Here is a 25334-nt window from a genome sequence, read left to right as displayed (position 1 = left end):
GCGACGACGACGTGGGATTTCGTCTTCGACAGCGGGCGGGTCTCCGCGATTGTTACTTCGTCACCGACGTCGAGCCCGTCGAGTACGCCGGGTACGTGGGCCGGAATACGGGACCGGCGTTTCATATACCGGTCGTATTTCGGTACGAACACGTCGTACTCCTGCTCGACGATGACGGTCTTTGCCATATCCGTCGAGACGACAGTCCCACTGCGGGTCTGGCCTCGAACGGGTAGCTGTCCGTAGAACGGACACGTCTCGTAGTCATACTCCTCCGGGTTTTCTGGTTCCGGAGGCATGGGTACGTCAAGTCCTATCGCCATTTCGAATCTCCTGTGCGTTCGGTTCGCGCTGCAGGCCGTGCACACAAGCTGTGTCCATCCACCGTTACGTAGACTCCGCCCTCGCATCCACCCGCGAAGGGGTTTGCGGAACATCCCGACGGCCAAGACTGACGAGGGCGAACCCCCGCAGTATCCTCGCCGAGTTCGGACGGAGACCCTGCGACCGGACGGGCTTGAGAGCCCGCTGTGGCGTCTGCCACACCGGCCGCAGCGGCTTCATCTGTGTCGCCTGCAGTCTGGTCAGCGGTCGGTACATCGAGTGCGACCTCGAAGGTCGTTCCCCGCTTGGGGAGCCGTTTGTCACCCGAGTCAGTCGCAACCACGAACGTCTGCATCGTCTCGCTGACGACGCGGCCGCTGATCCCGACGAGGTCGGGATTGGGCGCGTCGGCGACCCGGATCGGGACGCCGATGAGTTCGTGTCGCGTGAGTGTCTCGGGTGTCAGTGGCATCGTTATTCCTCGTCGAGGTCGCCTTCCTCTTGCTGGATCGTCTTGATCCGGGCAATCGCTCGCCGGAGCTTCTTGAGCTTGCTCGGGTCCTCGGGCACGCCACCGGCGGCCTGCAGGGACTTCGCGTTGAGCAGCTCGGTTTCGAGCTCTTCGAGCTCGACTTCGCGCTCGGCGGGCGTCATGTCGCGGATCTCTTCGGGGTGAAGAATCGCCATCAGTTATCGGCCTCCTTCTCGTCGTCGTCGCCGTCTTCCATCTCTTCGACGAGGTCGGCTGCCTCCTCGGCAACGTCCTCATCGAGGTCTTCGTCGGCAACGGAGTCGCCGTCGGCTGCGTCATCGCTGGCGTCGCCATCGTCGGCGTCGTCAGCGGCTTCGTCGTCGGTGTCATCGTCAGCAGCCGACTCGTCGTCGGTCTCCTCGTCGATGACTTCCTCGACGATCTCCTCGTCGATCGCTTCGGCGGGGTCCTCGTCGGGGACTTCGACTTCGTCGTCGTCACCGGCGGGCACGGCGTCTTCCTCGTCGGGTTCGCCGGCCAGCAGCTCTTCGACGCTTTCGTCGTCGGCGTCGACGACTGCCTGCTCGACATCGTCGACTTCGACGTCTTCGTTGATGGCGAAGTCATCGGGCAGGGTCGCTCCCGGCGGGATGATCTTCACCGTCACGCCGATCGTGCCGAGTTTCATCACGGCGACGCCCTGGCCNNCGTCGACNANNTCNTNGGCGGGTTCGCCGTTGTGTTTNACGTAGCCGCGGTTGAACTTCTCGACNCGNGAGCGGGCGCCNGTNACCTTNCCGNNGAGGACGATCTCNGCGCCGAGCGCGCCGGCNTCCATGATNCGGTCGATCGTGGTGTGGCCCGCTTTGCGGAAGTACCAGCCACGTTCGAGTGCGTTGGCGAGGCGGTCGGCGACGATCCGGGCGTTGAGGTCGGGTTCGTCGACTTCCTGAACGTCGACCTGTGGATCGTCCATGCCGAACTCCTCGGTGAGCGTGGTGGTGATCTTCCGAATGTTCTTCCCGCCTTTGCCGATGACCATCCCGGGTTTCTCGGCTTTGAGGACGATCTGGGTCCCCATCGGCGTCTTGGCGATATCCATGCCGCCGTAGCCCGCCCGGTCGAGTTCTTCCTGGAAGAACTCGTCAATCTGGGCGCGCTGGAGGCCATTCTCAATAAATTGCTGTTCGTCAGCCATCAGTTGTCCTCCTCCGCCGGTGCTTCGAGCACCAGTTCGACGTCACAGAGCGTGGTGTTCCACGGGCTGGCGCGGCCGAAGGCACGCGATTTCCGCCCGGTGCGCTCGCCGACCTTGTGGGGGGCGACGTGGCTGATCTCCATCGCGGGCCCGTCGAAGCCCTGATTGTCGCCGTTGTTGCGGGCGTTCTGCAGGAGCTTCTTGAAGTCCTTGGCGGCCTTCTCGGGGTAGCGGCCGGCGTCCCAGCCGTCGATATCCGAGCGGTGACCGACGCCCGTGTTGTGTTGTTTGAACGGCACCGACCGCTCCTCAGCGATGACCGCATCGAGGTACTCTTCGGCCTCGCTGNCGGTCNTCCCCTTGATCTCNCGNGCGATGGCCTTGCTGTGCTTNNGGCTNATGNGNCGCTCCCGNAGCATNGCTTTCGCNGTNGTGTCNGGGTCNGCNTCGANGCTGTAGNTGATTCCCATNGTATCACTTGAGCGGCACGAACTTTGAGGAGCGGGTCGCGCCAATCCCGGCCTGTCCGTGCTCGACCGAGCTCCGGGTGAGCTGGAACTCGCCGAGGTAATGGCCGATCATCTCGGGTTCGACCTCGACGCGCTCGAAGCTCTGTCCGGTGTAGACGGCGAAGGTAAGCCCGACGAACTCCGGCAGGACTGGCATGTCCCGCAGGTGGGTTCGGAGCGGGTTGTTCGCCGTCTCCTCCTCGGTGCTGTCTCTGGCTTTCTCCAGGAGCTTCTGGTGCTCCTCGGAGAGCCCACGGTTGATGGTGCGCCGCTGNCGAGCGGGNAGCAGTTCCGCNACCTCGTCGAGNTCCATNTCCTGNAGCTCGTCGAGCGTGTGNCCGCGGTAGGTGAACTCACCNTCCCGGCCGGTNNTCGGTACTCANTGNTNNTTGTTNCCCTCCNTTGCCGCCGCGGCCCGTTCGCCGCGACGCGATGTCGCCGACCTTCCGGCCCGGCGGGGCGTCCCGCGAGACGGACTTCGGCTTGCCGGGGTGCTGGCGGCCGCCGCCACCGAANGGGTGGTCGANGGCGTTCATNGCNACNCCNCGNACGCGGGGNNACTTCGTCCCGCGTGCCTTCATCTTGTGATGTTTGTTGCCGGCTTTGACGAACGGCTTCTCGGTCCGGCCACCGCCGGCGACGACGCCGATGGTGGCGCGGCACTCGGGGTTGAGCCGTTTGACTTCGCCGCTCGGGAGCTGGATGACCGCGACGTTGCGGTCGTGGGTCATCAGCTGGGCGGAGACGCCCGTCGAGCGGGCGAACTTACCGCCGTCGCCGGGCGAACTCTCGACGTTGCAGACGAGGATGCCCTCCGGGATTTCGCTGAGCGGCAGCGTGTTGCCGGGTTTGATCTCCGCGCTGACGCCGACCTGAATCGTCTCGCCGACGGTGATGCCCTCGGGGGCGAGGATGAGCCGTCGGTCACCGTCCTCGAACTCGACGTCCGCGAGGGGTGCACTCCGGGCGGGGTCGTGCTCGATGCCGACGACCTCGCCGGCGATCGTGTCGGTGTCTTCGGACTTCTTGTGCGACAGTTCGGCTTTGTAGCGGTGTGATGGCGCGCGGAAGGTTGGGCCACCACGGCCGCGGCGTTGTCCTTGAATGCGTCGTCCCATCTTAGAACACCCCGATTCTGGATGCGATTTCGGTCGCGTCGTCGTCCTCACTCAGCGTGAGGGTCGCTTTCTTCTCGGCATCCGGTGTGATCTGTGTGTTGATGTCGATAACGGTCACGTCGTACCGCTCTTCGACCTCGTCGCTGATCTCGGGTTTGGTGGCGTCGATGTGGGTGATGAACTGGAGCTTGTTGTCGAAGTCCATCTCGTCCATCGCCTTCTCGGTGACCAGTGGGTGCTCGAGGATCGANCNNTCATCGGTCNGCCACCTCCGCGAGCGCGGACTCGGTCCAGACGGTGAGTCGGCCGGCGTGCGTGCCGGGCGCGAGGTCCTCGGCGGAGACGTTCGCCGCGGTGGCGACGTCGACGCCCGCGAGGTTGCGGGCGGCCTTCGAGGGNTCCTCGCTNGTNACGAANAGNATCGATTTGGGCTCCTGGTACTTGCGGCCACGGGTCGTCCCCTGACCGGCTCGGACCGTCTTGCCCTCGTCGGCACGCTCGATGTCGTCGGCGACGCCGAGAGCCTCAAGCAGGGAGACGACCTCCTGCGTTTTGACGAGGTCCTCGAACTCGTCGTCGACGACGAGCGGGAGTTCGAGATCGTCGTCGAACTCGTGGCCGCGGTCGGCGACGCGGTCGGCGTCGGCCGTGGCGGCGAGTGCCGAGCGGGTCGCCAGCTGGCGTGTCTTCTTGTTGATCGATTTGCCCTGTTCCTTCTCGGCCTTCGGCGGGTGCGCACGGCGGCCACCGACGGCGTGGGGCACGCGCTTCACGACGCCGTCCTGTCGGGGGTCGTGAGACATGCCGCGGCCGCTGCCCATCGATTCGGCGGGCGTTCGCAGCCCGGCGAACTCGTCGGCACCGTAGGCCTGTTTCCGGTTTGCCTGTGCGGCGACGACTGCCTGCTGGATGAGATCCGGACGGAAGTGGGTCTCGAACACCTCGGGGAGGTCAACCGAGCCGGCGTCGTCACCGTTCAGGTCGCGTACTGTTGCCTGCATAGTTTAGCCCTGATTGGATGCGGTTGAGACGTACCGGACCTCGGGATCGAGGCGCGGCTGGTCGTTCGGCCGGATGGCCGGGCGGAACCGCAGCAGCCGTTGGTTCGGGCCGGGCAGCGACCCTTTGATGAGCACGTAGTTGCCGTCGACCTCGCCGTGGTTGACGAAGCCGCCGTCAACGCTGGCGTCGTCGCCGTCGCCGATGTCGATCANGCGNTTGTTNAGCTCNGTNCGCTGNTGGTAGCCNGTCTGCCCCTGCTGGGGGACGGTCGACCGAACGCGCGAGGGGTTCCACGGGCCGAGGTTGCCGATGCGTCGGCGCCACCCCTGCCGGGCGTGTTTCCCCTTCCGCTTCTGGACGCCCCACCGCTTGACGGGGCCCTGCGTGCCTTTCCCCTTCGTGATGCCCGCGACNTCGNNNTACTCGCCGGCACGGAACACGTCGTCAACGCTGTGTTCGCCGCCGTCTTCGAGGAGTTCGAGTGCGAAGTCGGCGCGCTCCTCAAGGGAGCCGCCGCCGACGCGTGTCTCCATGATGTCGGGTTTCTTCTTCGGAACGTTGGGACTCTCCGCTGGCACGGTGTGGGTGATCAGCCGCAGATCGTCCACGGTGCCGGCGTCGAGTTCGTTCCGGAGGGCCTCCGAGTCAGCCTCGAAGGTGTCTTCGGCCGGAAGGTCGAGGGCGCGGTCGAGTTCGTCGTGGAACTCGGTGGCCCAGACTTCGCCAACCGGCTTCTGTCCGTACGGCGTGTCTTCGTAGGCTCGGAGCGCGACCGCCCGCATTGGCGGCACCTCGACGACCGTGACGGGAACGGATTCCTCCATCCCTTCACGCGAGGAGTTGGCCTCGTCGTTGANCNTNACGACGTGGGNCATNCCGGCCTTGTAGCCGGCGAAGCCCTGCGGCGCGGGTGCGCCGTCGTCGTCAGGCCACGAGCGGATGCGTGGGACTTCCGAGTCCGCACGCTTGCGGGGGCTGTAGCCCAGCGAGCCTTTGCGTGGTCTGCTTGGTTGTGGCATGTGGTTACTCCGTGAGTGTGAGGCAGCCGAGCGAGGCGAACATCGCTTCTTCGGTTCGCACCGTCTCGCTGCCCTGTCGCGGAATCGTATTGAGCCAGCGGTCGAACCCCGGATCGGAGTCGACGTGGTCGTCGTCCAACCCATACGGCTTGGACGCCCCGGCTGCGTCAGCAGCCGAGAGTGCCTCGGGGGGAATCCCCAGTATCTCCGGCAGCCCTCGACCCGGCGCGCCGAAAGCGACGGTCAGCCCGTCCCGGTAGTCGGGACGGAATTCGGCCAGTCGCGCGATGGACAACCGCTGTCCATGGCGGGAGGTGGCGATCCGTCGTTCGGCGGCGTCGGCAAGGGCGGCCGACAGGTCCACAGTCACCACGTCGAAGCCCGGTGTGGGTGCATCGACGAGGCGCGCGCGGACCGGTTCTCNCGAAGNNANCCTGACNGTGACGCGCTCCCCCTCNGNCGGCGTCGCCGTNCCGGGCGGCACCGGGAGGGAGACCGGGTGTTGCAGTCCGCAATTGACCCGAACGCGGNCNTCAGNTCCGACCTCGGTCACGATTCCCTGNNTTAACAGCCGACTCGGACGAATCGGCTGTGGTCTGCGACGAGATCCGCAGGGGCGGCAGGACGCCCGCGAACTGCAGTTCGTCGCGTTTTCCCCACACCTCGTCTTTGAGGTGCGGCGGTGTCGCGGCGTACTGCAGGACGATGCGGACGAACGCTTCGCCCCACCGACGTTCGCCCTCCCGATCGGGGAAGACGCAGAGTCGATCGGCCCGGAAGACCGCTGCCGCACGGGCAACGTAGCCGAGCTTGCGAGTTGCCTCGCGTTTGTCCTCGGCTTCCCGGACCACCGACGACGGAATCAGTAGTGTGAGTCCGTCCATCGGTCTGCCTCGTCGCTAGACTGTAGCCTGATTTTCCGACGGGAGCCTAAAAGGATAGCGGAACGCCCCGTCCCATGTGGCCCGTTCACACGCTCGTCAGCCCGTAACACGCCGGAATTTCGATTGTGAATGGATACCAATCCGCCGCATCGTATCACTCAAACTAAAACTTAATGAACGTTTATTATGATTCGGCGAGAAATTTCGTGTATGCGTGCCGCACGATTACACGAGTATACCGACGACATGACGCAGGGGCTTTCGATCGACGACGTAGCCAAACCACAGATAACGACCAGCGACGGCGTCGTTGTCGCCGTCGAGGGTGCGGGCTGGTGCCAGACGGACAACCACATCATCGAGGGGATGTGGGAGCAGTACGTGCCACAGCCGTTGCCGATGACGCTGGGCCACGAGAACGCCGGGACGGTCATTGAAACCGGCGACGAGGTCAACCTCGTTTCCGAGGGCGATCAGGTGATCTGCCACCCAGTGCAGACCTGCGGGACGTGTCGGCCCTGCCGGCAGGGTGAGACGATGTACTGCGAGAACGACGCGTTCAACGGGCTGACGACCGACGGCGGCTTCGCCGACCAACTGCTGACCAGCGAACGCTCGGTCATCCCGCTGCCGGACGGCGTCGATCCCGCCGACATCGCGCCGCACGCCGACGCGGGGATCACGGCCTACCACGCCGCGAAAAAGGCCGTTGACGGGCTCAATCCGGGCGACGCCGCGGTCGTCATCGGCATCGGCGGCCTCGGTCACATCGGCCTCCAGTGTCTCGACGAGATGAGCGCGGCCGACCTCGTCGCTGTCGATATCAAGGAGTCCGCCAGGCAGTTGGCCGAGGATCTCGGCGCGCACTACACGATCGACCCGCGAAGTGAGGACGTGGCCGACGTGATCGGTGATATCACCGACGGCGCGGGTGCTGCGCAGGTACTGGACTTCGTCGGGGCCGACGAGACGACGGCACTCGCACCCGATATCTGTGCCGCCGGCGGCGACCACCACATCATCGGCTACGGCGGCCACATCCACGAGCCGGCCCAAGCCCTCGTCAACGGCGAGTTCGCCTTCCAAGGCAACATTGTCGGGCGGTACGCCGAGTTACAGGAGTTGGTCGCGCTGGTCGAACGCGAGGCGGTCGACCTGCATACGACGCGGTACGATCTCGACGCCGTCAACGAGGTCGCCGAAAAGCTCGAACACGGCGAGATCGACGGCCGGGCCGTGATTACGCCGTAGAAGTCGGCTCCGGGCAGTCCACCCTCACGTTTTTCATTTTCTTACGTGCGAGCGCGCACACGGGCAGTCGGAATCACTGTCCAGCGTGCCATTCGTGGACCAGCCGAGCGTGTCACTCCGGCTGATGCGGATTCGTGGCGGTGTCGAGCCGGGAGATATCCTCGGCCGCATCGAAATCGTCGTCGAAGGCATAGAGGTAGTCGAGTCCTTCGGTTTGCATATACGCGACAATACACGCATCGACGAAGGAGAACTGTTCGTACTGTCGAAAGAGTCCCTTCGCCGTTGCCACCGTATCAGCCGTCAGTGAATCGAGATGGAAACGTGTGTTCGCTTCGAGTCGGTCGAGGAAATCGACGGCCGCCTTATGGCCCGCATGCGTCGTCAGTCCGTTCAGCGTCTCTGCAAGGACAAAATCGAGGACGACCGCTTCGGGGAGTTCGGCGGCATCGATCCCGGTGAGGATCGCAAGGCCGTCGTCGTGGGCATCGTCGCGGCCGTAGGCTGCGGCAAAGAGGATCGTCGTATCGACGAGTGCTCGTGGCATCTATTCGGTATCGATGCCCCACGCGTCGTGGTCGGTCGTTACGTCGGTCTCTTCGTCGCCGTCGTACCCCTCGAAATCACTGAACGTCCCCGTGTGCTGTTGGACGACCCGGACGCGAAGCGTTCCGTCGTCTTCGATCTGCCAGCGGAGTGTGTCCCCGTCGTCGATATCGAGCTTTCGACGGATTCGAGCGGGAATGTTCGCTTGGTTACCCGAGACTTTGCTCTCGGAGTCGATACGCTCACTGCTCATACTCAATCAAGACTGGCAGCGTAGTTAAATTCTAGTGTGCCAACACACTAACGCGTATTCCTCCGCAGCCACTGTGAAAGATAGCCCTCCGCCTACTCCAGCAGCGACTCGCCGGTCATCTCGGCGGGCTTCGGTAGCCCCATCAGCGACAGCAGCGTCGGCGCGAGGTCACAGAGCGCGCCGCCCGCCCGCATCGTCCGCCCGCCGTCGTCGCCGTCGGGCGAGATGTAGATCACCGGCACGGGACTGAACGTGTGAGCCGTGTGCGGGTCGTCGGCTGTGCCCATGTNGTCGGCGTTGCCGTGGTCGGCNGTGACGANNAGGTGGCCGCCGGCNTCNNCGACGGCGGCGGCGATCTTGCCGAGTTGTTCGTCAACGGCTTCGACTGCCTTGATCGCGGCCTCGTAGTCGCCGGTGTGGCCGACCATATCGGGGTTGGCGTAGTTGATGACCAGCAACTCGGGATCGTCGGCTTCGATGATCGAGATCGCTGTGTCGGTCACCTTCGCGGCGTGCATCTCCGGCTGGAGATCGTAGGTCGCCACCGCGGGACTTTTGACGATCTCGCGGCGTTCGCCCGCAAATTCGATCTCGCGGCCCCCGTTGAGGAAGTAGGTGACGTGGGCGTACTTCTCGGATTCGGCGAGTCGCAACTGATCGCGGCCGGCCTCGCTGACGACCTCGCCCAGCGTGTTTTCGGGCTGTTCCGGCGGGTACGCCACCGGCAGGTCGAACGTTTTGTCGTACTGGGTCATCGTCACCAGTCGGATATCGCGGGCCGGGGTGTCGAAGTCCCATTCCGGCTCGATGTCAGCGAGCAGCCGGACCAGCTGGCGGGCGCGGTCGGCCCGGAAATTGAAGAAGATCACCGCATCGCCGTCAGCGAGTGCGGGTTCGCCCTCGACCAGCGTCGGCTCGACGAACTCGTCGGTCTCGCCGCGCTCGTAGCTGTTTTCGACCGCCTCGACGGCGGTGTCGGTTTCGTAGTCGGCCTCGCGGTTGACGATGGCGTCGTAGGCGCGCTTCGTGCGCTCCCAGTTCTCGTCCCGGTCCATCGCGTAGTACCGCCCGGAGACGGTGGCGATGTCGCCGGTGTCGTGTTCAGCGACGGTTTCGGCGACGGATTCGAGGTGGCCCGCTCCGGAATGAGGTGCTGTATCCCGGCCATCGGTGAAGGCGTGGGTGACGGCTTCGACATCGCGGTCGCCGCAGAGTTCGATGAGGGCTTCGAGGTGCGTGATATCGGAGTGGACGCCGCCGTCGCTGACCAGTCCCATCAGGTGGACCGCGCCGTCGTGTTCCTCGGCGTAGTCGATCGCGGAGTTGAGGGCGTCGTTCTCGCGGAAACTCCCGTCGGCGATGGAGTCGACAATGCGGGTATACGATTGTTTGACGACCCGGCCCGCGCCGATNTTGAGGTGGCCGACCTCGCTGTTGCCCATCTGNCCNTCGGGGAGGCCGACCCGNCGGCCGNNGCTTTCCAGTGTGTTGAACGCGCCCGTGTCCCGCAGGCGGTCGAAGTTCGGCGTGTCCGCGGCGGCCACGGCGTCGCGTTGGTCGTGGTCGCCGAGTCCCCAGCCGTCGAGCACGATGAGTGCGCCTTGCATGCCTGGTGCCTCTCGCGGCAGGGTAATGACCCTTCGGCTTGATTGTGCGGTTCCCACGCTTCTGTCAGACGCCAGCTATCAGCCCGTCAGACGTGGCGGTGGGTTTTTATTTTCGCCCGGTCTGTATACACCACTCACAGCCGTTCGCTGTGCAGGATTCACGATGTCATCCCGCCACTCTGATCGGTCGATGCGCGCTACCATCGACATCCTCAATATCCTCGGAGTGGCGATTCTGGTCGTCGTCACGACATCGACGGCCGGCGTCGTCGGCGCGGCCGTTCTCGACGGGCAGTTCGATACCGAGGAGGACCAAGAGGAGCAGGAAGTCGTCTCCCTCACTGAGGCGCAGGTCATCACCGAGCAGGCGCCGACCGGCGAGACAACCGTGACATGGACTGAACCCGGCGACGCCGTCCGGATCGAGATCCGCGATACCGAGGGCAACGTCATCGACTCCCTCGATATCGCCGGCTCCGAGACGACCGTCACAGCCGAGGAGTTCGACGTGTATGCGATCTATGAGGACTCGCCGTCGGTGCTGCTGCAACAGGAACGGAACAACGGCTAATTCGGTTTGTTACTCCGGCTTGATTCCCGCTTCCTCGAAGGTCGCCATTTCAGTGTGGGCCGTACACGCGGCGCGGTAGATGCCGATTGCCAGTGCCGCGCCGGTCCCCTCCCCGAGTCGCATGCCGTAGTCGAAACAGGGCTTGATCCCGAGGGCGTCTAACTGCGCCGCGTGGCCCGGCTCGACCGAGGCATGCGAGCCCAGCAGGTAGTCGGCGACCCTCGGCTCGATTTCGACGGCCAGCAGCGCTGCCGCGCTGGCGATGAAGCCGTCGACGACGACAGGGACGCGCCGGCTCGCCGCTTCGAGCGTCACGCCGACCAGCCCGCCGATCTCGAAGCCGCCGACACACCGAAGCACGTCAAGTGGGTCGTCGGGATCGGGCTCGCTGACGGCGATCGCGTGCTCGATCGTCTCGATCTTTCGCTGGCGAGTCGCTTCGTCGATCCCGGTGCCGTGACCCGTCACCGCCGCCACCGAGCGGTCGGTCAGCAGCGCGGTGATCGCCGCGCTCGCGGTCGTGTTGCCGATGCCCATTTCGCCGAGGCCGACGATGCCGGCGTCGGCTGCGTGGTCGGCGACGACCCGCTGGCCGTTCCTGATCGATTCCCGCGCTTGGGCGGCTGTCATGGCCGGTCCGTCGGCCATGTTGGCCGTGCCGTCGGCGACATGGGCGTCGATAACGCCGTCCGGTACGTCGCCAGCGATGCCCATATCGACGACGAGCGTTTCGATATCGCCAGCGGCGGCGAGTGCGCTGATCGCCGCACCGCCCGCGTCGACCGCTTCGACCATGGCTCCCGTTACTGACTGGGGGTAGGCACTGACGCCCTCGCTTGCGACGCCGTGGTCGGCGGCCAGCGTGGCGACGACGGCTGGATCGACCGCCGGCTGCGGGGTCGCCTGCATCGCGGCGATGTCGGCGGCCATCGTTTCGAGTCGACCGAGGCTACCCGGCGGTTTGGTGAGGTGTTGTTGTCGCTCCTGTGCTGCCTCGCGGGCGTCGTCATCGAGGTGCGGGATCGACACGTCGATTTCGGCTGCGGCGTCTGGAGCGTCGGGAGCGTCAGTCATCGAAATCGGGGAGGTCGTCGGGGGCGTCGTACTCGGATTCCCAGTCGATGTAGTCGTCGTACAGCACCTCACAGACGCGCTGGCCGAGTTCGGTCAGGCCGGCGTTGATCGCCGAGACTGTCCCCCAGCTTTCGAGGTCGGGGTGGAGATCGCGTTCCTTCCAGTCTTCGGGGATGCCGGGAGCGTGGTAGCCGACGCGATCCGCGAATCCGTCCCAAAAGAAATCAAAGTGCTGGAGCATCTCGAGGTCACGAACGATCGCAAACCCCGCGTCGTCGAGGTCGGTCTCGGCCGCCCAGTCGTCGAAGGCTTGGGCCCACGCGCCGTCTGCGAGCAATGCTTCGATCTCCTCGCGTCGGTAGTCGGTGTCGCCGACGACCTCGGCATCTTCGTACTCGTTGGGGTCGACCGCATCGAGGGTGGGGGGCTCGGGTGGCTCGGCGTCAACAGGCATGGCCGGAGGTACAGCGAGGTGACGAATAAGTGTGATCGTCGGGCGCGGTGCCGGTATCGGTCCGTTTTTGCCGGCCGCGCCCCGGGGCAGTGTATGGAGCGGACACGACGGTCGGTGCTCGCGTCGGTCGCCGCGGGAACGGCCGCAGTCGCCGGCTGTGCGGCCCCACAGAACAGCGGTCAACAGACCGGCGACAGCCCATACACCCGCGTGTACAACGAGGTTTTGCCCTCGGTGGTCGTCGTCCACGTCGCCGAAAACAACCGCAAAGTCGCGCAGGGCTCGGGGTTCGCCATCGACCCGCGGACGATCGTCACGAACCACCACGTCGTCGACCCCGGCTCGGAGGTCAACGTCCGGCTGGCCGACGGCCAGTGGGCCGAAGCGACCGTCGTCGGCTCGGACCAACACAGCGACTTGGCCGTCCTCGAAATCGAGTCGGCCGTGACGGTGCCGAAGACGCTGTCGTTCGTCGACGAGCCCGCACCGGTCGGCGAGGAGGTCGTCGCCATCGGCGCGCCGTTCGGCCTCAGCGAGTCGCTGGCCCAAGGCATCATCAGTGCCCGCGGCCGCTCGGTGCGTGGGCTCAGCCGGTTTTCGATCCCAGCAGCGATCCAGACCGACACGCAGGTCAACTCCGGCAGCAGCGGCGGCCCGCTGGTGAATCTCGCAGGCGACGTTGCCGGCGTCGTCTTCGCCTCCCAAGGCGGCAACGTCGCCTTCGCGGTCTCGGCTGCGCTCGCAACGCGGGTCATTCCCGAACTCCGCGAGACCGGCAGCTACGACCATTCCTATCTCGGCGTGACGCTGCTCACCGTCGAACCACAGATCGCCGACGCCAACGGCCTCAGCGAACCCCGCGGCGTCCTCGTCGTCGAAACGGTCGACCGCGGGCCGAGCGATGGGATTTTGGTGCCGAGTATCACCGACAGCGACGCCAGCGGTGGCGGCACTGGCAACGGCGGCGACGCGCCGAACGGCTCTGACGATGACGAGGAGCCACAGATCCGCCGGCGTGCGATCCCGACCGGCGGCGACGTGATCGTCGCCATCGACGGGACGCCGATCAACAACACCGACGAGCTCACCCGGACGCTCGCGCTGCAAACCCGACCCGGGCAAACGATCCCGATTACGGTCATCCGCGACGGCGAGGAGATCGTCGTTGAGGTGACACTGGGCGAATTGCCGGAAGAGTAATCGATAGCAACCCCCGCAGCCGAGTCACTACTCGTCGGGGTCGTCGGAAAAGATGTCGTCGGGGACTAACTCGTCGTCTTCTCGTTGTTCCGGTTCCTCGACTTCGATCTCATCCGGGTCGCGGCCGGCGGCATCGAGGATTTCATCGGAGACGGTGATGGGACACTCGCTGCGAACGGCGAGGGCGATGGCGTCGCTGGGGCGGGCGTCGAAGGCGAAAGTTTCGGGCTGGCCGTCGACGTATCGCTCGGCGTCGATCTTCGCGTAGAAGGTGCCGTCAGCGAGTTCGTCGATCCGGATCGCGTCGATCGCGCCGCCGAACTCGGTGACCATCTCGATCAGGAGGTCGTGGGTCAGCGGTCGTTCGAAGGGCTCGCCCGACAGCGCGTGGCGGATCGACTGTGCTTGATCGTTGGTAATGAAGATCGGGAGGTACTCGTCACGAGCGGTAAGAATGACTGCCGGCACGTTCTTGCCGTCGGGGCCGACGCCCATTCCGATCCCCGTGACCGCCGCATCGTGTGGCATACTACCTCCTTCGGGGGCGTGGTATGAATAGCTGTTCCCGGTCGCCGCTGAGTGGACGCACACCCACTACGGGTCCCACCCGCGAGATCGACCGACTGAGGGTCACTCCGACACTGGTAAACCCAGCGACGGCAAACACCGGCCAATGAGTGACCTGACGGGCCAGCCACCGCGCTCGGAGCCCTCCGACGGCGAGGGCGAGGTGACGGTTCTCGGGACGGCCCACGTCTCCGAGGCCAGCGTCCGTGAAGTCGAAGAGCGAATTGCCGAGGATCGGCCGGATGTCGTCGCCGTCGAACTCGATCAGGGCCGCTACCGCCAGATGAAAGGCGAGCAGCCGGACGATCTCGACGCCAGCGATCTCCTGCGGGGCAACACCGTCTTCCAGTTTCTCGCCTACTGGATGCTGTCGTACATTCAGACGCAACTCGGCGACCGGTTCGATATCGAACCCGGCGCGGACATGATGGCCGCGATCGACTCCGCCGAGGAACACGGCATCGATGTCGCCCTCGTTGACCGCGACATTCAGGAGACGATCCAGCGGTTCTGGGCGCGGATGACCTTGACCGAAAAGTTACGCATGGTCGGCGGGTTGGCGTTCGGCGTCACCGACAGCCGCGTCGTCGGGATCATGGTCGGCCTCATCGTCGGGCTGATCGCCGGCCCCGCACTCGCCTTGTTCGGCGGCGCGGTCGGCATCACCGAGGCGGTCTACCTCCGGGCAGCTACGGCAGCCTTGCTCGGACTCGCTGCGGCCCTTCTCGTCGATCAGGTCGCCGGTCTCGCCGTCGGTGGCGACTCGCGGTTGGCGGCCGCTCTCGGCAGCGGCGGCGCGGTTGCGACGGTCGCCGCCATGACGGGGGCTGCTGACGCACTCGTCGGCTCGCTCCTTGGGGGTTTTGCCGTGACGATCATCGGCAGTCTCGCGCTTGGGGTTACCGGCGGGCTGGCGTTCGGCATCGTCGCCGCCGGGCTGATCGGGCTTCGCGGCCCCGTCGAGCCGGAGGCCGGCGGCATCGACGAAATGGATATCGAGGAGTTGACCGATGCCGACGTGGTGACGGTGATGATGGAGGAGTTCCGGCAGTTCAGCCCCGGCGGCGCGGAAGCCCTGATCGACGAACGGGACGCCTACATCGCTCACCAGCTGATCGGGCTGCGGAACGCTGGCTACGACGTGCTGGCTGTCGTCGGCGCGGGTCACCGCGCTGGGATCGAAGGCTATCTCGACGACCCCTCGTCGTTGCCGCCAATGGAGTCGCTGACCGGGACCGAGACCGGCAGCGGGATTCCGTGGGGCAAGATCGTCGGCATCGGCCTCTCGGTCGGGTTTGTGGCCTTCTTCGTCCTGTTGGCGATGGCGGGGGTGCAAAACGGGTTCCTGCTGCGGCTGTTCGGCGCGTGGTTCCTGATCAACGCGGTCTTCGCGGCTGGCTTCGCCAAGCTGGCCGGCGCGCGGTGGTCGTCGGCGGGCGTCGGCGGCGCGGTCGCGTGGATGACCTCGATCAATCCCGCCCTCGCGCCGGGGTGGTTCGCCGGCTACGCCGAACTCCGGCATCTGACGGTTAACGTCGGCGACATCTCGACGCTGAACGCCTTGCTCTCCGACGAGACGAAGCCGCTCGGGGAGATCGTCTCGGAGATGTTCGAGGTGCCGTTGTTCAAGCTGATCATGGTTGTCGCGCTCACCAATATCGGGAGCATCGTCGCCAGCGTGCTGTTCGTGAGCTACGTCCTCCCGCTGTTCGGGACGGAACTCGGCGGCGTTGACGGCGTTTCGCGGCTGATGCTTGAGGGCGCGCGCAACAGCGCGGAACTGATCTGGAGGACGATCACGTGAGCACCGCCTACCGAGTCGGCGACTACGAGTTCAGCACCCGCGAGGTACGAGACCTGCTGGTCGCGTGGGCCGCGCTGGGCGTCGCCTTCACCATCTTTTTCGCCGGCGGCGGGCCGAACGTCGCCGCCCTCCTCGGGCCGTCGTTGGCCGTCCTGCTCGGCGTGAGCCTGCTGACCGCGGGGGTAGCGTTCCTCCTGCATGAGATCGCCCACAAGGTCGTCGCCGTCAACTACGGACAGGTCGCGGAGTTCCGCGCCGACTACAGCATGCTCTTTTTGGCAATTATGAGCGCGCTGCTCGGGTTCATTTTCGCCGCGCCCGGCGCGGTCCACCACCGCGGCTACCTTAGCGAGCGGGAACACGGCCATATCGCCATCGCTGGCCCGGTGATGAACCTCGTGTTGGCGGTGGTCTTCCTCCCGGTGTATCTGGGCGGCGTCGGATTGAATCTGGGGCTGCTCGTCTTGCTTGGCCAGCTTGGGATCATCGTCAACCTGTTTCTGGCCGCGTTCAATCTGGTGCCCTACGGCCCCCTCGACGGCAAGACCGTCATCGCGTGGAGCAAACCGGTCTGGGGCGGGACGTTTCTGTTGAGTGCGGCGTTGACCTACATCGCGTGGACGACGCTCGATATCAGTATCATCTAAGCGACCCGCCGAATCATCGCGCTTTTGTGTTCGCTGCCCGCGCTGTGAGGTATGACTGACGACGCGGACGACGAACTCACCTACGCCGACGCGGGCGTCGATATCGAAGCCAGCGAGTCGGCGACGGCCGCGCTGATCGACGCGGTCGNCGANNNCGANGGNGANTACGCCGGCCTGNTCGACATCGGCGACCGGTATCTNGCNNTGGCGACNGACGGCGTCGGGACNAAACTGCTNGTCGCNGAAGCNCTCGGCGACTACTCGACGGTCGGTATCGACTGCATTGCGATGAACGTCAACGACCTCGTCGCTGCCGGCGTCCGGCCGGTCGCCTTCGTCGACTATCTCGCTATCGATGAGCCCGACGACAACTTCGCCGAGCAGATCGGCGAGGGACTGGCCGCCGGAGCCGACCAAGCTGACATTGAACTCGTCGGTGGCGAAACCGCCGTGATGCCCGAAGTCGTCAAGGGCCTCGATCTCGCGGGAGCCTGCGTCGGTCTCGCCGACAAGGACGGCCTTTTCGACGGCGCGGCCGAGCCGGGCGACACGCTCGTCGGCTGGGCATCCTCGGGGATTCACTCCAACGGGCTCACACTGGCGCGGACGGCGACGACACGTGAGCACGAGTACACCGACCCCTGCCCGTTCGAGGGCTACGAGACCATCGGCGAGGCCCTCCTCGAACCGACGCGGATCTACACTGACTTGTTGACGCCGATGCGCGCCCACGGCGTTCGCGGCGCGGCCCACATCACCGGCGGCGGCTGGGGGAACCTCCAGCGACTCGGCGAGCACCGCTACGTCGTCGACGACCCCTTCGACGCCCAGCCGGTCTTCGAGTTCGTTCAAGAACAGGGCAACGTCTCCGACGCCGAGATGCACACAACGTTCAACATGGGCACCGGCTTCGTTGCTGCCGTCGGCGACGACGCGGCCGCCGCTGACCTCGCAGCCGCGACCGACGGCCGGGTGATCGGTCACGTCGAAGCGAGCGGCGAGCACGACGCCGGGGCTGGCGTCTCGATTCGCGGGCTCGAACTCTAGTAAATCGCCCGACAGCGTCGTCGCTTGCGGACTGATGACTGCGTTGCTGGCGGGCTGACACACCTGTTGCTCACTGACTGAAGACACACGTCACGAGGGGAGTTGGTTACACATGGAGTCCCACAGATGTGACGTGTGTTCCCTCAAGATAGACACTCCAATCACTAAATCGTTTGTGAGGCGGTCACAGGGGCCGCAAGGGATAGCGTTAATATTGCTTAGCCCGTTCTTCACGAGGGTTACACATGGAGATCCGCACCGGACTCTCGTACGGAGACGCATTGCTGGTTCCACAGCGGTCGGCTGTCGACAGTCGGAGCGACATCGACCTCACCGCACGGCTGACGCCGTCGCTCACGCTCGACGTCCCGATCGTCAGCGCGGCGATGGACACCGTCACCGAAGCCGAGACCGCGGCCGCACTTGCCGACCTCGGCGGACTGGGCGTCATTCACCGCTTCCTCTCCATCGAGGAGCAGGCCGCGGAAGTGCGCGAAGTCGCCGACCAAGGCGGGCTCGTCGCCGCGGCGGTCGGCATCGACGAGGACTACCTCGACCGCACCGAGGCGATTTTGAACGCTGGCGGCGACGCCGTCGTTCTCGATGTCGCCCACGGACACATGGAGCGCGCACTCGACGCCGTCGCGGAGATCCGCGCGGAGTACGATCCCGAACTGATCGCCGGCAACGTCGTCACACCCGAGGCAGTCGAGGATCTGTACGACTCGGGCGCGGACTGCGTGAAAGTCGGTGTCGGACCAGGATCCCATTGCACGACCCGCGAAGTCGCTGGCGCGGGCTATCCACAGCTCTCGGCGGTCGACGAGTGTGCCGACCGCGCCGACGAACTCGGGATCACGGTCATGGCCGACGGCGGGATTCAGAACTCCGGCGACGCCGCCAAGGCGCTGATGGCGGGCGCGGAGACGGTGATGATGGGCGGCTTTTTCGCTGGCACCGACGAGGCACCAGGCCGCGTCGTCACGCGCAACGGCGAGCGGTTCAAACGCTCACGTGGGATGGCCTCGACCGCGGCCAACGACGACCGCGAGGACAAGGAGATCGACGTCGATTCACGCGAAGGCGTCGAGGCGTTGACACCGTACAAGGGGCCGCTCGGGCCGCTGACCGAGGAGTTCTGTGCGGGGATTCGCTCGGGACTGAGCTACTGCGGCGGGCATACGATCCCCGAGGCCCGCGAGAACGCGGTGTTCGTGAAAGTCTCCGACGGCGCGAAGGAACGCGAGAGTGCTCACGGCGTGCTCGTGGAGTCCGGTGTGGCGCAGCCGGGGGTTGAGCAGGTCGTTGAATCGGACTAAGATACTTCTGCGGTAGCAGAACACAAGCGTTGTTACCGCGCCACCTGAACACCCGCTATGCGAATTTCGAGTCGCGGGCAGGGCGAAGCCGGCCGCGAGCGGCTGACGCTCACGCCCGAAACCGTCGACGACCTCTGGCATCTCTCCTACGTCCTCGAACCAGGCGATCTCGTCTCCGGCGACACCACCAGGCGCATCCAACGGGACGACGACCAGATGCGCGATACCGGCGGCCAGCGCGAACACCTCTCGGTGACCATCGAGGTCTCGGACGTGGAGTTCGCCCGCTTCGCCAACCGTCTGCGCGTCGGCGGCGAGATCACGGGCTGCTCCCGCGAGGATCAACTCGGCCACCACCACACGCTCAACGTCGAAGCCCACGATGAACTGACGATTGAAAAGCAGTTCAAGGCCGACCAGATCGAGCGCATCGAGGAGGCCGAGGCCGCCGCCGACAGCCCCGATGTCGCTATCGCCACTGTCGAGGAGGGCGAGGCCTACATCCACCTCGTCAAGGAGTACGGCGTCGACGAGTACGCCTCCTTCACCAAACCCACCGGCAAAGGCGAGTACTCCCGCCCGCGCGACGAACTGTTCGCCGAGTTGGGCGACGCCCTCGCGCATCTCGATACCGACGCGATCATCCTCGCCGGGCCTGGCTTCACGAAGCAGGACGCCCGCGACTACATCGAGGAGGAGTATCGCAACCTCGCCGACCTGATCACCGTCGTCGACACCTCCAGCGCGGGCGGCCGCGGCGTCCACGAAGTCCTCAAACGTGGCGCGGTCGAGGAAGTGCAGGACGAAACCCGGATCGCCCGCGAAGCCGAGACCATCGACGAACTGATGGAGCGGATCGCCGACGGCGCGAAGGCGGCCTACGGGATCGACGAGGTTCAGGAGGCCGCCGAGTTCGGCGCGGTCGAGGAACTGCTGATCCTCGATAATCGCCTGCGGGACGAACGACAGGGCGACGGCGACTGGGACCTCGATATCAACGACGTGATCGAGTCCGTCGAACAGCAGGGCGGCGAGATCACCGTCTTCTCGTCGGATTTCCAACCCGGCCAGCAGCTCGACAGTTTCGGTGGGATCGCCGCACTGCTGCGGTATCGCCTACAGTAACGACCCTGATCCCGGATTCTACCGAGCTATTTTCCAGTCAATGCGTCGCTGGCCGGCGCGAACTCGATGGTCGAGCCGAGGCCCTGCTCGCGGGCGCGCTCGTAGAGCATTCCCGCCGCAGCCACCGTCTCGATGGCCGTCCCGCCGCTGTCGAAGACCGTAATCTCGTCGTCGCTCGTCCGGCCTGCGGCGTTGCCAGCGACGACATCGCCGAGTTCGGCGTGGATATGGCTCTCGTCGACGACCCCTGTTTCGACTGCGTGGATGAACGAGCCGGCGTCCTGCATGACGCGGTCGCGGAGATCCGGGACATACGTGCTCCGCTCGACCGTCGTCGTATCGAGTTCACGTTTTTTCGGGTGGTACTGCCCCATCGCGGTGACGTGGGTGCCAGGGGCCAACTCGTCGCCGTCGAAGACGGGCTCGCTGGCGGTCGTCGCCGTGATGACGATGTCCGCGCCGTCGACGGCGGCCGCACTCGAATCGGCGGCGGCGACATCGACGCCCAGCGTCTCGGTCATTTCGTCCGCGAATTCCTCGCGGTGAGCCTGCGTGGGCGAGTACACATCGACGGTCGTGAGGTCTCGGACTGTCGCCGTCGCGCGGAGTTGGCCGCGAGCCTGCGCGCCGGAGCCAATGATAGCCACTGTTTCGGCGTCCGCGCGGGCCAGGATGTCGACACCGACCGCGCCGGTCGCGCCGGTTTTGAACGGGTTCATACTCGCGCCGTCCAGCAGGGCCAGTGGCTCGCCGCTCTCGGCGTCGAACAGCGGCGTCATGAACCACGCGTCGCCCGCGCCGAAACCCGCGCTGTAGGTGTAGCCGCCCATGTAGCCGTCCTCGGGCAGGATCGCGCTGTAGCTCGTCAGCATCCCCGGCGGGTCGTCGCCGAACAGCGCGGTCCGGGGCTCGGCGGGCGCGCCCGCGCCGCGCTGTCGGTAGCCGTCGGCCACGCGGTCGACGTAGTCGGTTGGCGTCGCCAGTCCCGCAACGTCGTCGCTGGTGAGAAACAGGGTGTCGGTCATATCTCCGTGTCCGCGCTACGTGCTGAAAAAGGGTTGCCGCGGTCGGTTTTCGCACTATTCGGCGTCGGCTCGGTGGGTCGCCTCGGTCGATTCCGCCGTCGGCTGGGTCGGCATGTTGACGAACAGCGCGTGGCCGATGATGAGCGCGGAGACGCTGGCCCCGACTGGGAGAGCTGCGGTGAGATCAAGGCCGGCAACCGAGAGTAAGCCGGTCAGCCCGCCCAGCACCAATGGAATCACGCCGAGTACGTAGTCATAGTACTGTGCCATGGGTTACGTCATACTATGGCAAAACAACACATAAATTTTTCCCGTGGTTTGCTCGTGACTTTTCCGTGGCTACACAAAACCATCTCATAACTTATGAGCGTGTGGAGTGTCATTGGTGCTCGTTGCGTTTCGCTGGATAGCAGTCGATTGGTGCGCGATCAGCACCCGGAATCGGACTGCACCGCTTGGTGACGACAGCGCGGACCGTTCAGCCGATGAGCTTGAAAAAGAGCCAGCGGAGCCCGGCGATCAGCGCGCCGGTGAGGACGAACGTGATCGCCACGAAGATCACTGCGAGATCACCGGGGAACACTGCCGTTGCCCGCAGCCCGAAGCCGACGAGTGCGGCCGGAACCCACGCCCGAAGCCCCAGCGGGATCGCCGCCTTCGCCGACTCGGCCGCGCCAGCGGAGTAAGCTCCGATCAGGAGTGCCCCGACGACCCACCCGATGACGAAGGGGGCGTAGACGCCGGGTGCCCGGTCGGGCGTCAGTGTTCCGTGCTGCACCATACCGATCGTCAACACGCCGAGGATCGCAATCAGGTCCCCGACTGCCAGCGGGAGTGCCGCCGTATCGACGCGCTCGTTGAGCATACCCACCCCTTCGACTGAGGGGTAAAACCTTCAGCGGTTCGTCCCGACCAGCGTGTACTCGAATCCGCTGTCGAGCACTTCAACGGAAAACCCCTCGTCGGCGAGCATTTCAGCAAGATCGGCCGGCGGGTGGAACGTTGATTCCATACCGATCGCGTGTTCGCCGCGGGCAAGCACCCACCCCAGCGGGTGGCTCGGATCGAACTCCCGGACGACGAAGACACCGCCCGGGCGAAGAACGCGCTGGACCTCGCTGACGACAGCGGGCTGTGCCGGCATATGATGAAACGCGTCGACGACGATCGCCGCGTCGACCGCGTCGTCGCCGACTGGCAGCCGGCCAGCGTCGCCCTGCAACGTCGCCAGCGGGCCGGGCGGATCGCTCGGCCGTCCCGGCCCAGCTGTCGTCCGCGTTCGCGCACGCTGGAGCATCGGCCGCGAGATGTCGACGACCATCCGCTCGGGCGCGTCGACCGCGATCGTCGCCCGGCCCGTACCGCCGCCGAGATCGAGCAGGCGGTCGACGTCGCCGTCGGCCCGCGACAGTGCTGCCGCCAGCGACCGCCGGTCGGCCGCCGGCATCAGCCAGTCGTAGAGGCGTGCGAACCGGTCGAAAAAGCGGCCGTCGCCAACGCCGTGCATAGTCTCCCTCCGGCGCGATAGCAAAAGAGTTCTTGGGAGTAGCACCACTGAAAGGGAATATGGAGTTCGCACTGCTGGGGTGGGCCGCCGCCAACCCCTCGCTGCGGCTCGATTATCGCCGGTTCAGCTACGCCGGGAAGTTCGTCACCGGCGGGACCGGCGTCGCAGTGATCCGCGGTGAACCCGACGGCAGCGCGACCGAAGCCAATGACACAACCACCGACGACAGCAGCACCGACGACGACAGCGAAACCGACAACGCGGACACGTTGGCGTCGCTGCCGGACGGCCTCGAAGCGAGTGACTTCGCTGACGATATCCTCGCCGCGATCGCGTTCAGCCCGGATCGAACCGAGCCCTCAACGCTGAAAATCCGCTATCTGACGGTCCGAGACGACCTTCGCGGCGACGGCCAGCAACTCGGCCCGAAACTTGTCGCGTTCCTGACCTCCCAAGCGGCCGCGGCTGGCTACGACCGGATCGCCATCGCGGTCAACAACGCCTTCTCGTATCACGCGCTCTACAAGGCTGGCTTCACCTACACTGATCGGGAGACCGGACTGGCCGAACTCGTCCTCGATCGATCGATCAGCGAGCCGGCCATCGCGTCGCAATCGGGGTACCAACGCGGACTCGACGTGTTCCGGGACCGCGAGGGGTTGTCGACGGCGGAAAACGAGTTTCTCGGAGATCATAGTGATGCTGCGCCACCGGGACTGCTGTCGGCGATCGACGATCCGTAGCTGATTGCTGTAAATCGACTCGGGAGTTTCAAGCCGGCGGCGGCCGTTCGCTCGGTATGGGAAATTCGGATCTTCGCTCGCTGGCTGCCCTCTCGGAGTGCCCCTTTGCGGATATCGAGGGTAGCACCGTCGCCGTCGACGCCCACAACTGGCTGTACCGGTATCTGACGACGACCGTCAAATGGACTGACGACGCGATTTACACCACCGACGACGGTACCGAGGTCGCNAACCTNATCGGCGTNGTGCAGGGNCTCCCGAAGTTCTTCGAACACGACCTNACNCCNNTCTTCGTCTTCGACGGCGGCGTCACNGAGCTGAAAGANGANGAGGTGGNNNANCGNCGCGAGCANCGCGAGCAGGCCGAAGAACGGTTAGCGGAAGCCGAAGCCGCCGGCGACAGCCTCGAAGCCGCTCGTTTGTCAGCCCGCACCGTCCGACTCACCGAGACGATTCAGGAGACGACCCGCGATTTGCTCGCACTCCTCGATGTCCCCTACATCGACGCACCCGCTGAGGGCGAGGCTCAAGCAGCCTACATGAACAAGATCGGCGACGCCGACTACGTCGGCAGCGAGGATTACGACACGCTGCTGTTCGGTGCGCCCAGCACACTCCGGGAGTTGACGAGCAAGGGCCATCCCGAACTGATGGAACTCCAGCCGACGCTCGACGAGCACGATATCACCTACGAACAGTTGGTCGATGTGGCAATGCTCTGTGGGACTGATTTCAACGAGGGCATCAGCGGGATTGGCCCGAAAACCGGCGTGAAACTAATCAAGGAACACGGCGACCTCTTCGGCGTGCTGGAGGCCCGCGGTGAGCACATCGAGTTCGCCGACCGAATCCGGGAGTTGTTCTTCGATCCGCCAGTCACTGACGACTACGAGATAGACAGCGACATCGACCCGGATCTCGACGCGGCCCGCGCCTACGTCACTGGGGAGTGGGAAGTCGATGCCGACGAAGTCGAACGCGGTTTCGAGCGGATCGAGTCCGCCGTCGTCCAGACTGGTCTCGACCGCTGGAGCTGATTCCCTTCCGAAGCCCGCGCGTTTTTGTGGGTCGATGCCGGCTAGCCGGTATGGACGCCGCCGATATCGAAGCTGCCATCGAAGCCGGGATCGAGGACTGTGAGGCAACCGTCAGCCGCCCGCGAAGCGTCGACGAGGAGTTCGAGGATGCGCATTTCGCTGCGGTCGTCGTTTCACCTGCGTTTGAGGGCGAAACGCTGGTCGATCAACACCAGCAAGTCTACGACGCACTGGGTGAGCACATGACGACCGATATCCACGCTATCGAACTCACGACCTACACGCCCGAAGAATACGAGGAGCACGGCGAGTAGCGGAGCGAAACGCAACACCTGCACGGCAATCAGTAGCTTTTACCCCGGATTCGACCGTTGGTGTCGGTATGTCAGACGACTACCGCACGGAGTCAGATAGTCTCGGTGAGATGCAAGTCCCGGCCGACGCCTACTGGGGAGCGCAAACCCAACGCGCCGTCGAGAATTTCCCTATCTCGGGCATCAGTTTTGGCCGCCGATTCGTCCGCGCACTCGGTGTCGTGAAGAAAGCCTCGGCACAGGCCAACCGCGATCTCGGTCTCGTCGACCACGAGATCGCCGAGGCCATCGTCGACGCCGCTGATGAGGTNATCGCNGGCGACCACGACGANNAGTTCCCGGTCGACNTNTTCCAGACCGGCTCCGGCACCTCCTCGAACATGAACGCGAACGAAGTCATCGCGAACCGGGCCGCCGAGATACTCGGAGAGGGGATCGGCGACCGTATCGTCCACCCGAACGACCACGTCAACTACGGNCAGTCGAGCAACGACGTNATCCCGACNGCGATGCANGTCGCCAGCTTGGAAGCCGCTGCCAACGATGTTGTACCCGCCCTCGAAACACTGGCCGACGAACTCGCCGCCAAAGAGGACGCCTTCGACGGCGTCGTCAAGACGGGTCGCACNCACCTNCAGGACGCNACGCCNGTNCGGCTNGGCCAGGAGTTCGGCGGCTACCGCACNCAGNTCGAGAANGGGATCGANCGNGTCGANG

Annotated in this window: 28 protein-coding genes and 5 pseudogenes (1 of these 33 cut by a window edge); 12 read left to right on the top strand and 21 right to left on the bottom strand. The window is 65.3% G+C overall.

The genetic code is table 11. The features are described from left to right. The 11 genes and pseudogenes from EGH24_RS08450 to EGH24_RS08400 form a co-directional block, all read right to left on the bottom strand. Nucleotides 1-323 (bottom strand): annotated as a pseudogene (locus tag EGH24_RS08450) (30S ribosomal protein S17); the annotation flags it as partial. Then, on the bottom strand, nucleotides 314-796 hold the full coding sequence (locus EGH24_RS08445; RefSeq protein ID WP_142979712.1) for a ribonuclease P protein component 1: 483 nt from the start codon (nucleotides 794-796) through the stop codon (nucleotides 314-316). The gene EGH24_RS08445 and the pseudogene EGH24_RS08450, both read right to left, overlap by 10 nt. 2 nt (nucleotides 797-798) lie before the next feature. Beyond that, on the bottom strand, nucleotides 799-1011 hold the full coding sequence (gene rpmC / locus EGH24_RS08440) for a 50S ribosomal protein L29 (RefSeq protein WP_142979711.1): 213 nt from the start codon (nucleotides 1009-1011) through the stop codon (nucleotides 799-801). Then, a complete protein-coding gene (locus tag EGH24_RS08435) occupies nucleotides 1011-1994 on the bottom strand; it encodes a 30S ribosomal protein S3 (protein WP_142979710.1) in 984 nt (327 codons plus the stop codon). The genes rpmC and EGH24_RS08435 overlap by 1 nt, the downstream gene beginning before the upstream one ends. After that, complete coding sequence (locus EGH24_RS08430) at nucleotides 1994-2464, bottom strand: 50S ribosomal protein L22 (protein ID WP_142979709.1); 471 nt, start codon at nucleotides 2462-2464, stop codon at nucleotides 1994-1996. The genes EGH24_RS08435 and EGH24_RS08430 overlap by 1 nt, the downstream gene beginning before the upstream one ends. 4 nt (nucleotides 2465-2468) lie before the next feature. Further along, nucleotides 2469-2873, bottom strand: a pseudogene (locus EGH24_RS08425) (30S ribosomal protein S19); the annotation flags it as partial. Then, complete coding sequence (locus EGH24_RS08420) at nucleotides 2857-3621, bottom strand: 50S ribosomal protein L2 (RefSeq protein WP_142979708.1); 765 nt, start codon at nucleotides 3619-3621, stop codon at nucleotides 2857-2859. The pseudogene EGH24_RS08425 and the gene EGH24_RS08420, both read right to left, overlap by 17 nt. Before the next feature lies 1 nt (nucleotide 3622). Continuing rightward, on the bottom strand, nucleotides 3623-3868 hold the full coding sequence (locus tag EGH24_RS08415; RefSeq protein ID WP_281284935.1) for a 50S ribosomal protein L23: 246 nt from the start codon (nucleotides 3866-3868) through the stop codon (nucleotides 3623-3625). 7 nt (nucleotides 3869-3875) lie between these two features. After that, nucleotides 3876-4622 carry a 50S ribosomal protein L4 gene (gene rpl4p / locus EGH24_RS08410; RefSeq protein WP_142979706.1) on the bottom strand — a complete coding sequence of 249 codons (747 nt, stop codon included), beginning with the start codon at nucleotides 4620-4622 and terminating at the stop codon, nucleotides 3876-3878. A 3-nt stretch (nucleotides 4623-4625) separates the two neighbouring features. Continuing rightward, nucleotides 4626-5642 (bottom strand): 50S ribosomal protein L3, encoded by a 1017-nt coding sequence (locus EGH24_RS08405; protein ID WP_142979705.1) that lies wholly within the window; start codon nucleotides 5640-5642, stop codon nucleotides 4626-4628. 4 nt (nucleotides 5643-5646) lie between these two features. Further along, nucleotides 5647-6526: pseudogene (locus EGH24_RS08400) on the bottom strand (putative RNA uridine N3 methyltransferase). A 210-nt stretch (nucleotides 6527-6736) separates the two neighbouring features. Here EGH24_RS08400 and EGH24_RS08395 point away from each other — a divergent pair. After that, nucleotides 6737-7777 (top strand): NAD(P)-dependent alcohol dehydrogenase, encoded by a 1041-nt coding sequence (locus EGH24_RS08395; RefSeq protein WP_142979704.1) that lies wholly within the window; start codon nucleotides 6737-6739, stop codon nucleotides 7775-7777. Nucleotides 7778-7889: 112 nt separating this feature from the next. On the opposite strand, the gene EGH24_RS08390 is transcribed toward EGH24_RS08395, so the two are convergent. The 3 genes from EGH24_RS08390 to gpmI all read right to left on the bottom strand — a co-directional run bounded on the left by EGH24_RS08390 (nucleotide 7890) and on the right by gpmI (nucleotide 10183). Next, complete coding sequence (locus EGH24_RS08390) at nucleotides 7890-8324, bottom strand: type II toxin-antitoxin system VapC family toxin (protein WP_142979703.1); 435 nt, start codon at nucleotides 8322-8324, stop codon at nucleotides 7890-7892. Beyond that, on the bottom strand, nucleotides 8325-8576 hold the full coding sequence (locus EGH24_RS08385; protein ID WP_142979702.1) for an AbrB/MazE/SpoVT family DNA-binding domain-containing protein: 252 nt from the start codon (nucleotides 8574-8576) through the stop codon (nucleotides 8325-8327). It abuts the gene before it with no gap. Nucleotides 8577-8668: 92 nt separating this feature from the next. Next, complete coding sequence (gene gpmI / locus EGH24_RS08380; RefSeq protein WP_142979701.1) at nucleotides 8669-10183, bottom strand: 2,3-bisphosphoglycerate-independent phosphoglycerate mutase; 1515 nt, start codon at nucleotides 10181-10183, stop codon at nucleotides 8669-8671. Between the two features lie 163 nt (nucleotides 10184-10346). On the opposite strand from gpmI, the gene EGH24_RS08375 reads away from it, so the two are divergent. Beyond that, nucleotides 10347-10754: a hypothetical protein gene (locus EGH24_RS08375; RefSeq protein WP_142979700.1), complete on the top strand. Its 408-nt coding sequence runs from the start codon at nucleotides 10347-10349 to the stop codon at nucleotides 10752-10754. A 9-nt stretch (nucleotides 10755-10763) separates the two neighbouring features. Here the strand turns inward: EGH24_RS08375 and cobT are convergent, their stop codons facing one another. Both cobT and EGH24_RS08365 read right to left on the bottom strand, forming a co-directional pair. After that, a complete protein-coding gene (gene cobT / locus EGH24_RS08370; protein WP_142979699.1) occupies nucleotides 10764-11828 on the bottom strand; it encodes a nicotinate-nucleotide--dimethylbenzimidazole phosphoribosyltransferase in 1065 nt (354 codons plus the stop codon). Beyond that, nucleotides 11821-12282 carry a hypothetical protein gene (locus tag EGH24_RS08365; RefSeq protein WP_142979698.1) on the bottom strand — a complete coding sequence of 154 codons (462 nt, stop codon included), beginning with the start codon at nucleotides 12280-12282 and terminating at the stop codon, nucleotides 11821-11823. Before EGH24_RS08365 ends, cobT begins: the two co-directional genes overlap by 8 nt. 93 nt (nucleotides 12283-12375) lie before the next feature. Between EGH24_RS08365 and EGH24_RS08360 the strand changes: the two genes are divergently transcribed. Beyond that, nucleotides 12376-13482 carry a S1C family serine protease gene (locus EGH24_RS08360; protein ID WP_142979697.1) on the top strand — a complete coding sequence of 369 codons (1107 nt, stop codon included), beginning with the start codon at nucleotides 12376-12378 and terminating at the stop codon, nucleotides 13480-13482. Nucleotides 13483-13509: 27 nt separating this feature from the next. On the opposite strand, the gene EGH24_RS08355 is transcribed toward EGH24_RS08360, so the two are convergent. Continuing rightward, on the bottom strand, nucleotides 13510-14010 hold the full coding sequence (locus EGH24_RS08355) for a bifunctional nuclease family protein (protein WP_142979696.1): 501 nt from the start codon (nucleotides 14008-14010) through the stop codon (nucleotides 13510-13512). A gap of 145 nt (nucleotides 14011-14155) precedes the next feature. On the opposite strand from EGH24_RS08355, the gene EGH24_RS08350 reads away from it, so the two are divergent. The 5 genes and pseudogenes from EGH24_RS08350 to EGH24_RS08330 all read left to right on the top strand — a co-directional run bounded on the left by EGH24_RS08350 (nucleotide 14156) and on the right by EGH24_RS08330 (nucleotide 19991). After that, the gene (locus EGH24_RS08350; protein ID WP_142979695.1) at nucleotides 14156-15853 is read left to right on the top strand and encodes a TraB/GumN family protein; all 1698 of its coding nucleotides are present in this window, start codon (nucleotides 14156-14158) and stop codon (nucleotides 15851-15853) included. Further along, nucleotides 15835-16500: a metalloprotease gene (locus EGH24_RS08345; RefSeq protein WP_394348369.1), complete on the top strand. Its 666-nt coding sequence runs from the start codon at nucleotides 15835-15837 to the stop codon at nucleotides 16498-16500. The genes EGH24_RS08350 and EGH24_RS08345 overlap by 19 nt, the downstream gene beginning before the upstream one ends. Before the next feature lie 51 nt (nucleotides 16501-16551). Next, nucleotides 16552-17547, top strand: a pseudogene (gene purM / locus EGH24_RS08340) (phosphoribosylformylglycinamidine cyclo-ligase). Nucleotides 17548-17792: 245 nt separating this feature from the next. Then, nucleotides 17793-18866 (top strand): guanosine monophosphate reductase, encoded by a 1074-nt coding sequence (locus EGH24_RS08335; RefSeq protein WP_142979693.1) that lies wholly within the window; start codon nucleotides 17793-17795, stop codon nucleotides 18864-18866. A gap of 57 nt (nucleotides 18867-18923) precedes the next feature. Continuing rightward, nucleotides 18924-19991 carry an mRNA surveillance protein pelota gene (locus EGH24_RS08330; protein ID WP_142979692.1) on the top strand — a complete coding sequence of 356 codons (1068 nt, stop codon included), beginning with the start codon at nucleotides 18924-18926 and terminating at the stop codon, nucleotides 19989-19991. Between the two features lie 26 nt (nucleotides 19992-20017). On the opposite strand, the gene EGH24_RS08325 is transcribed toward EGH24_RS08330, so the two are convergent. The 4 genes from EGH24_RS08325 to EGH24_RS08310 all read right to left on the bottom strand — a co-directional run bounded on the left by EGH24_RS08325 (nucleotide 20018) and on the right by EGH24_RS08310 (nucleotide 22523). Further along, on the bottom strand, nucleotides 20018-21016 hold the full coding sequence (locus tag EGH24_RS08325) for an ornithine cyclodeaminase family protein (RefSeq protein ID WP_142979691.1): 999 nt from the start codon (nucleotides 21014-21016) through the stop codon (nucleotides 20018-20020). Between the two features lie 54 nt (nucleotides 21017-21070). After that, nucleotides 21071-21286: a hypothetical protein gene (locus tag EGH24_RS08320; RefSeq protein WP_142979690.1), complete on the bottom strand. Its 216-nt coding sequence runs from the start codon at nucleotides 21284-21286 to the stop codon at nucleotides 21071-21073. Between the two features lie 208 nt (nucleotides 21287-21494). After that, nucleotides 21495-21881 (bottom strand): DUF3054 domain-containing protein, encoded by a 387-nt coding sequence (locus EGH24_RS08315; protein ID WP_142979689.1) that lies wholly within the window; start codon nucleotides 21879-21881, stop codon nucleotides 21495-21497. Nucleotides 21882-21911: 30 nt separating this feature from the next. Continuing rightward, nucleotides 21912-22523 (bottom strand): class I SAM-dependent methyltransferase, encoded by a 612-nt coding sequence (locus EGH24_RS08310; RefSeq protein ID WP_142979688.1) that lies wholly within the window; start codon nucleotides 22521-22523, stop codon nucleotides 21912-21914. A 59-nt stretch (nucleotides 22524-22582) separates the two neighbouring features. Between EGH24_RS08310 and EGH24_RS08305 the strand changes: the two genes are divergently transcribed. The 4 genes and pseudogenes from EGH24_RS08305 to EGH24_RS08290 form a co-directional block, all read left to right on the top strand. Continuing rightward, on the top strand, nucleotides 22583-23266 hold the full coding sequence (locus EGH24_RS08305; protein ID WP_142979687.1) for a GNAT family N-acetyltransferase: 684 nt from the start codon (nucleotides 22583-22585) through the stop codon (nucleotides 23264-23266). 56 nt (nucleotides 23267-23322) lie between these two features. Further along, the gene (fen, locus tag EGH24_RS08300; RefSeq protein ID WP_142979686.1) at nucleotides 23323-24303 is read left to right on the top strand and encodes a flap endonuclease-1; all 981 of its coding nucleotides are present in this window, start codon (nucleotides 23323-23325) and stop codon (nucleotides 24301-24303) included. A gap of 50 nt (nucleotides 24304-24353) precedes the next feature. Beyond that, nucleotides 24354-24617: a BolA/IbaG family iron-sulfur metabolism protein gene (locus EGH24_RS08295; RefSeq protein ID WP_142979685.1), complete on the top strand. Its 264-nt coding sequence runs from the start codon at nucleotides 24354-24356 to the stop codon at nucleotides 24615-24617. A 68-nt stretch (nucleotides 24618-24685) separates the two neighbouring features. Then, nucleotides 24686-25334: pseudogene (locus tag EGH24_RS08290) on the top strand (class II fumarate hydratase) (it continues 761 nt past the right edge of the window).

Origin of the sequence: Halonotius terrestris (assembly GCF_006861665.1) — an archaeon.
GTDB classification, from domain to species: Archaea; Halobacteriota; Halobacteria; order Halobacteriales; family Haloferacaceae; genus Halonotius; species Halonotius terrestris.
Note: the sequence above shows the minus strand (reverse complement) of the source record. Positions and strands in the feature narration are given on the sequence as shown.

Excerpts from the sequence above, each read along its gene's own strand:
- EGH24_RS08445 (WP_142979712.1), bottom strand. The coding sequence starts at position 796 with ATGCCACTGACACCCGAGACACTCACGCGACACGAACTCATCGGCGTC.
- rpmC (WP_142979711.1), bottom strand. The coding sequence starts at position 1,011 with ATGGCGATTCTTCACCCCGAAGAGATCCGCGACATGACGCCCGCCGAG.
- EGH24_RS08395 (WP_142979704.1), top strand. The coding sequence starts at position 6,737 with ATGCGTGCCGCACGATTACACGAGTATACCGACGACATGACGCAGGGG.
- EGH24_RS08390 (WP_142979703.1), bottom strand. The coding sequence starts at position 8,324 with ATGCCACGAGCACTCGTCGATACGACGATCCTCTTTGCCGCAGCCTAC.
- EGH24_RS08385 (WP_142979702.1), bottom strand. The coding sequence starts at position 8,576 with ATGAGCAGTGAGCGTATCGACTCCGAGAGCAAAGTCTCGGGTAACCAA.
- EGH24_RS08375 (WP_142979700.1), top strand. The coding sequence starts at position 10,347 with ATGTCATCCCGCCACTCTGATCGGTCGATGCGCGCTACCATCGACATC.
- cobT (WP_142979699.1), bottom strand. The coding sequence starts at position 11,828 with ATGACTGACGCTCCCGACGCTCCAGACGCCGCAGCCGAAATCGACGTG.
- EGH24_RS08365 (WP_142979698.1), bottom strand. The coding sequence starts at position 12,282 with ATGCCTGTTGACGCCGAGCCACCCGAGCCCCCCACCCTCGATGCGGTC.
- EGH24_RS08360 (WP_142979697.1), top strand. The coding sequence starts at position 12,376 with ATGGAGCGGACACGACGGTCGGTGCTCGCGTCGGTCGCCGCGGGAACG.
- EGH24_RS08355 (WP_142979696.1), bottom strand. The coding sequence starts at position 14,010 with ATGCCACACGATGCGGCGGTCACGGGGATCGGAATGGGCGTCGGCCCC.
- EGH24_RS08350 (WP_142979695.1), top strand. The coding sequence starts at position 14,156 with ATGAGTGACCTGACGGGCCAGCCACCGCGCTCGGAGCCCTCCGACGGC.
- EGH24_RS08335 (WP_142979693.1), top strand. The coding sequence starts at position 17,793 with ATGGAGATCCGCACCGGACTCTCGTACGGAGACGCATTGCTGGTTCCA.
- EGH24_RS08330 (WP_142979692.1), top strand. The coding sequence starts at position 18,924 with ATGCGAATTTCGAGTCGCGGGCAGGGCGAAGCCGGCCGCGAGCGGCTG.
- EGH24_RS08325 (WP_142979691.1), bottom strand. The coding sequence starts at position 21,016 with ATGACCGACACCCTGTTTCTCACCAGCGACGACGTTGCGGGACTGGCG.
- EGH24_RS08320 (WP_142979690.1), bottom strand. The coding sequence starts at position 21,286 with ATGGCACAGTACTATGACTACGTACTCGGCGTGATTCCATTGGTGCTG.
- EGH24_RS08315 (WP_142979689.1), bottom strand. The coding sequence starts at position 21,881 with ATGCTCAACGAGCGCGTCGATACGGCGGCACTCCCGCTGGCAGTCGGG.
- EGH24_RS08310 (WP_142979688.1), bottom strand. The coding sequence starts at position 22,523 with ATGCACGGCGTTGGCGACGGCCGCTTTTTCGACCGGTTCGCACGCCTC.
- EGH24_RS08305 (WP_142979687.1), top strand. The coding sequence starts at position 22,583 with ATGGAGTTCGCACTGCTGGGGTGGGCCGCCGCCAACCCCTCGCTGCGG.
- EGH24_RS08295 (WP_142979685.1), top strand. The coding sequence starts at position 24,354 with ATGGACGCCGCCGATATCGAAGCTGCCATCGAAGCCGGGATCGAGGAC.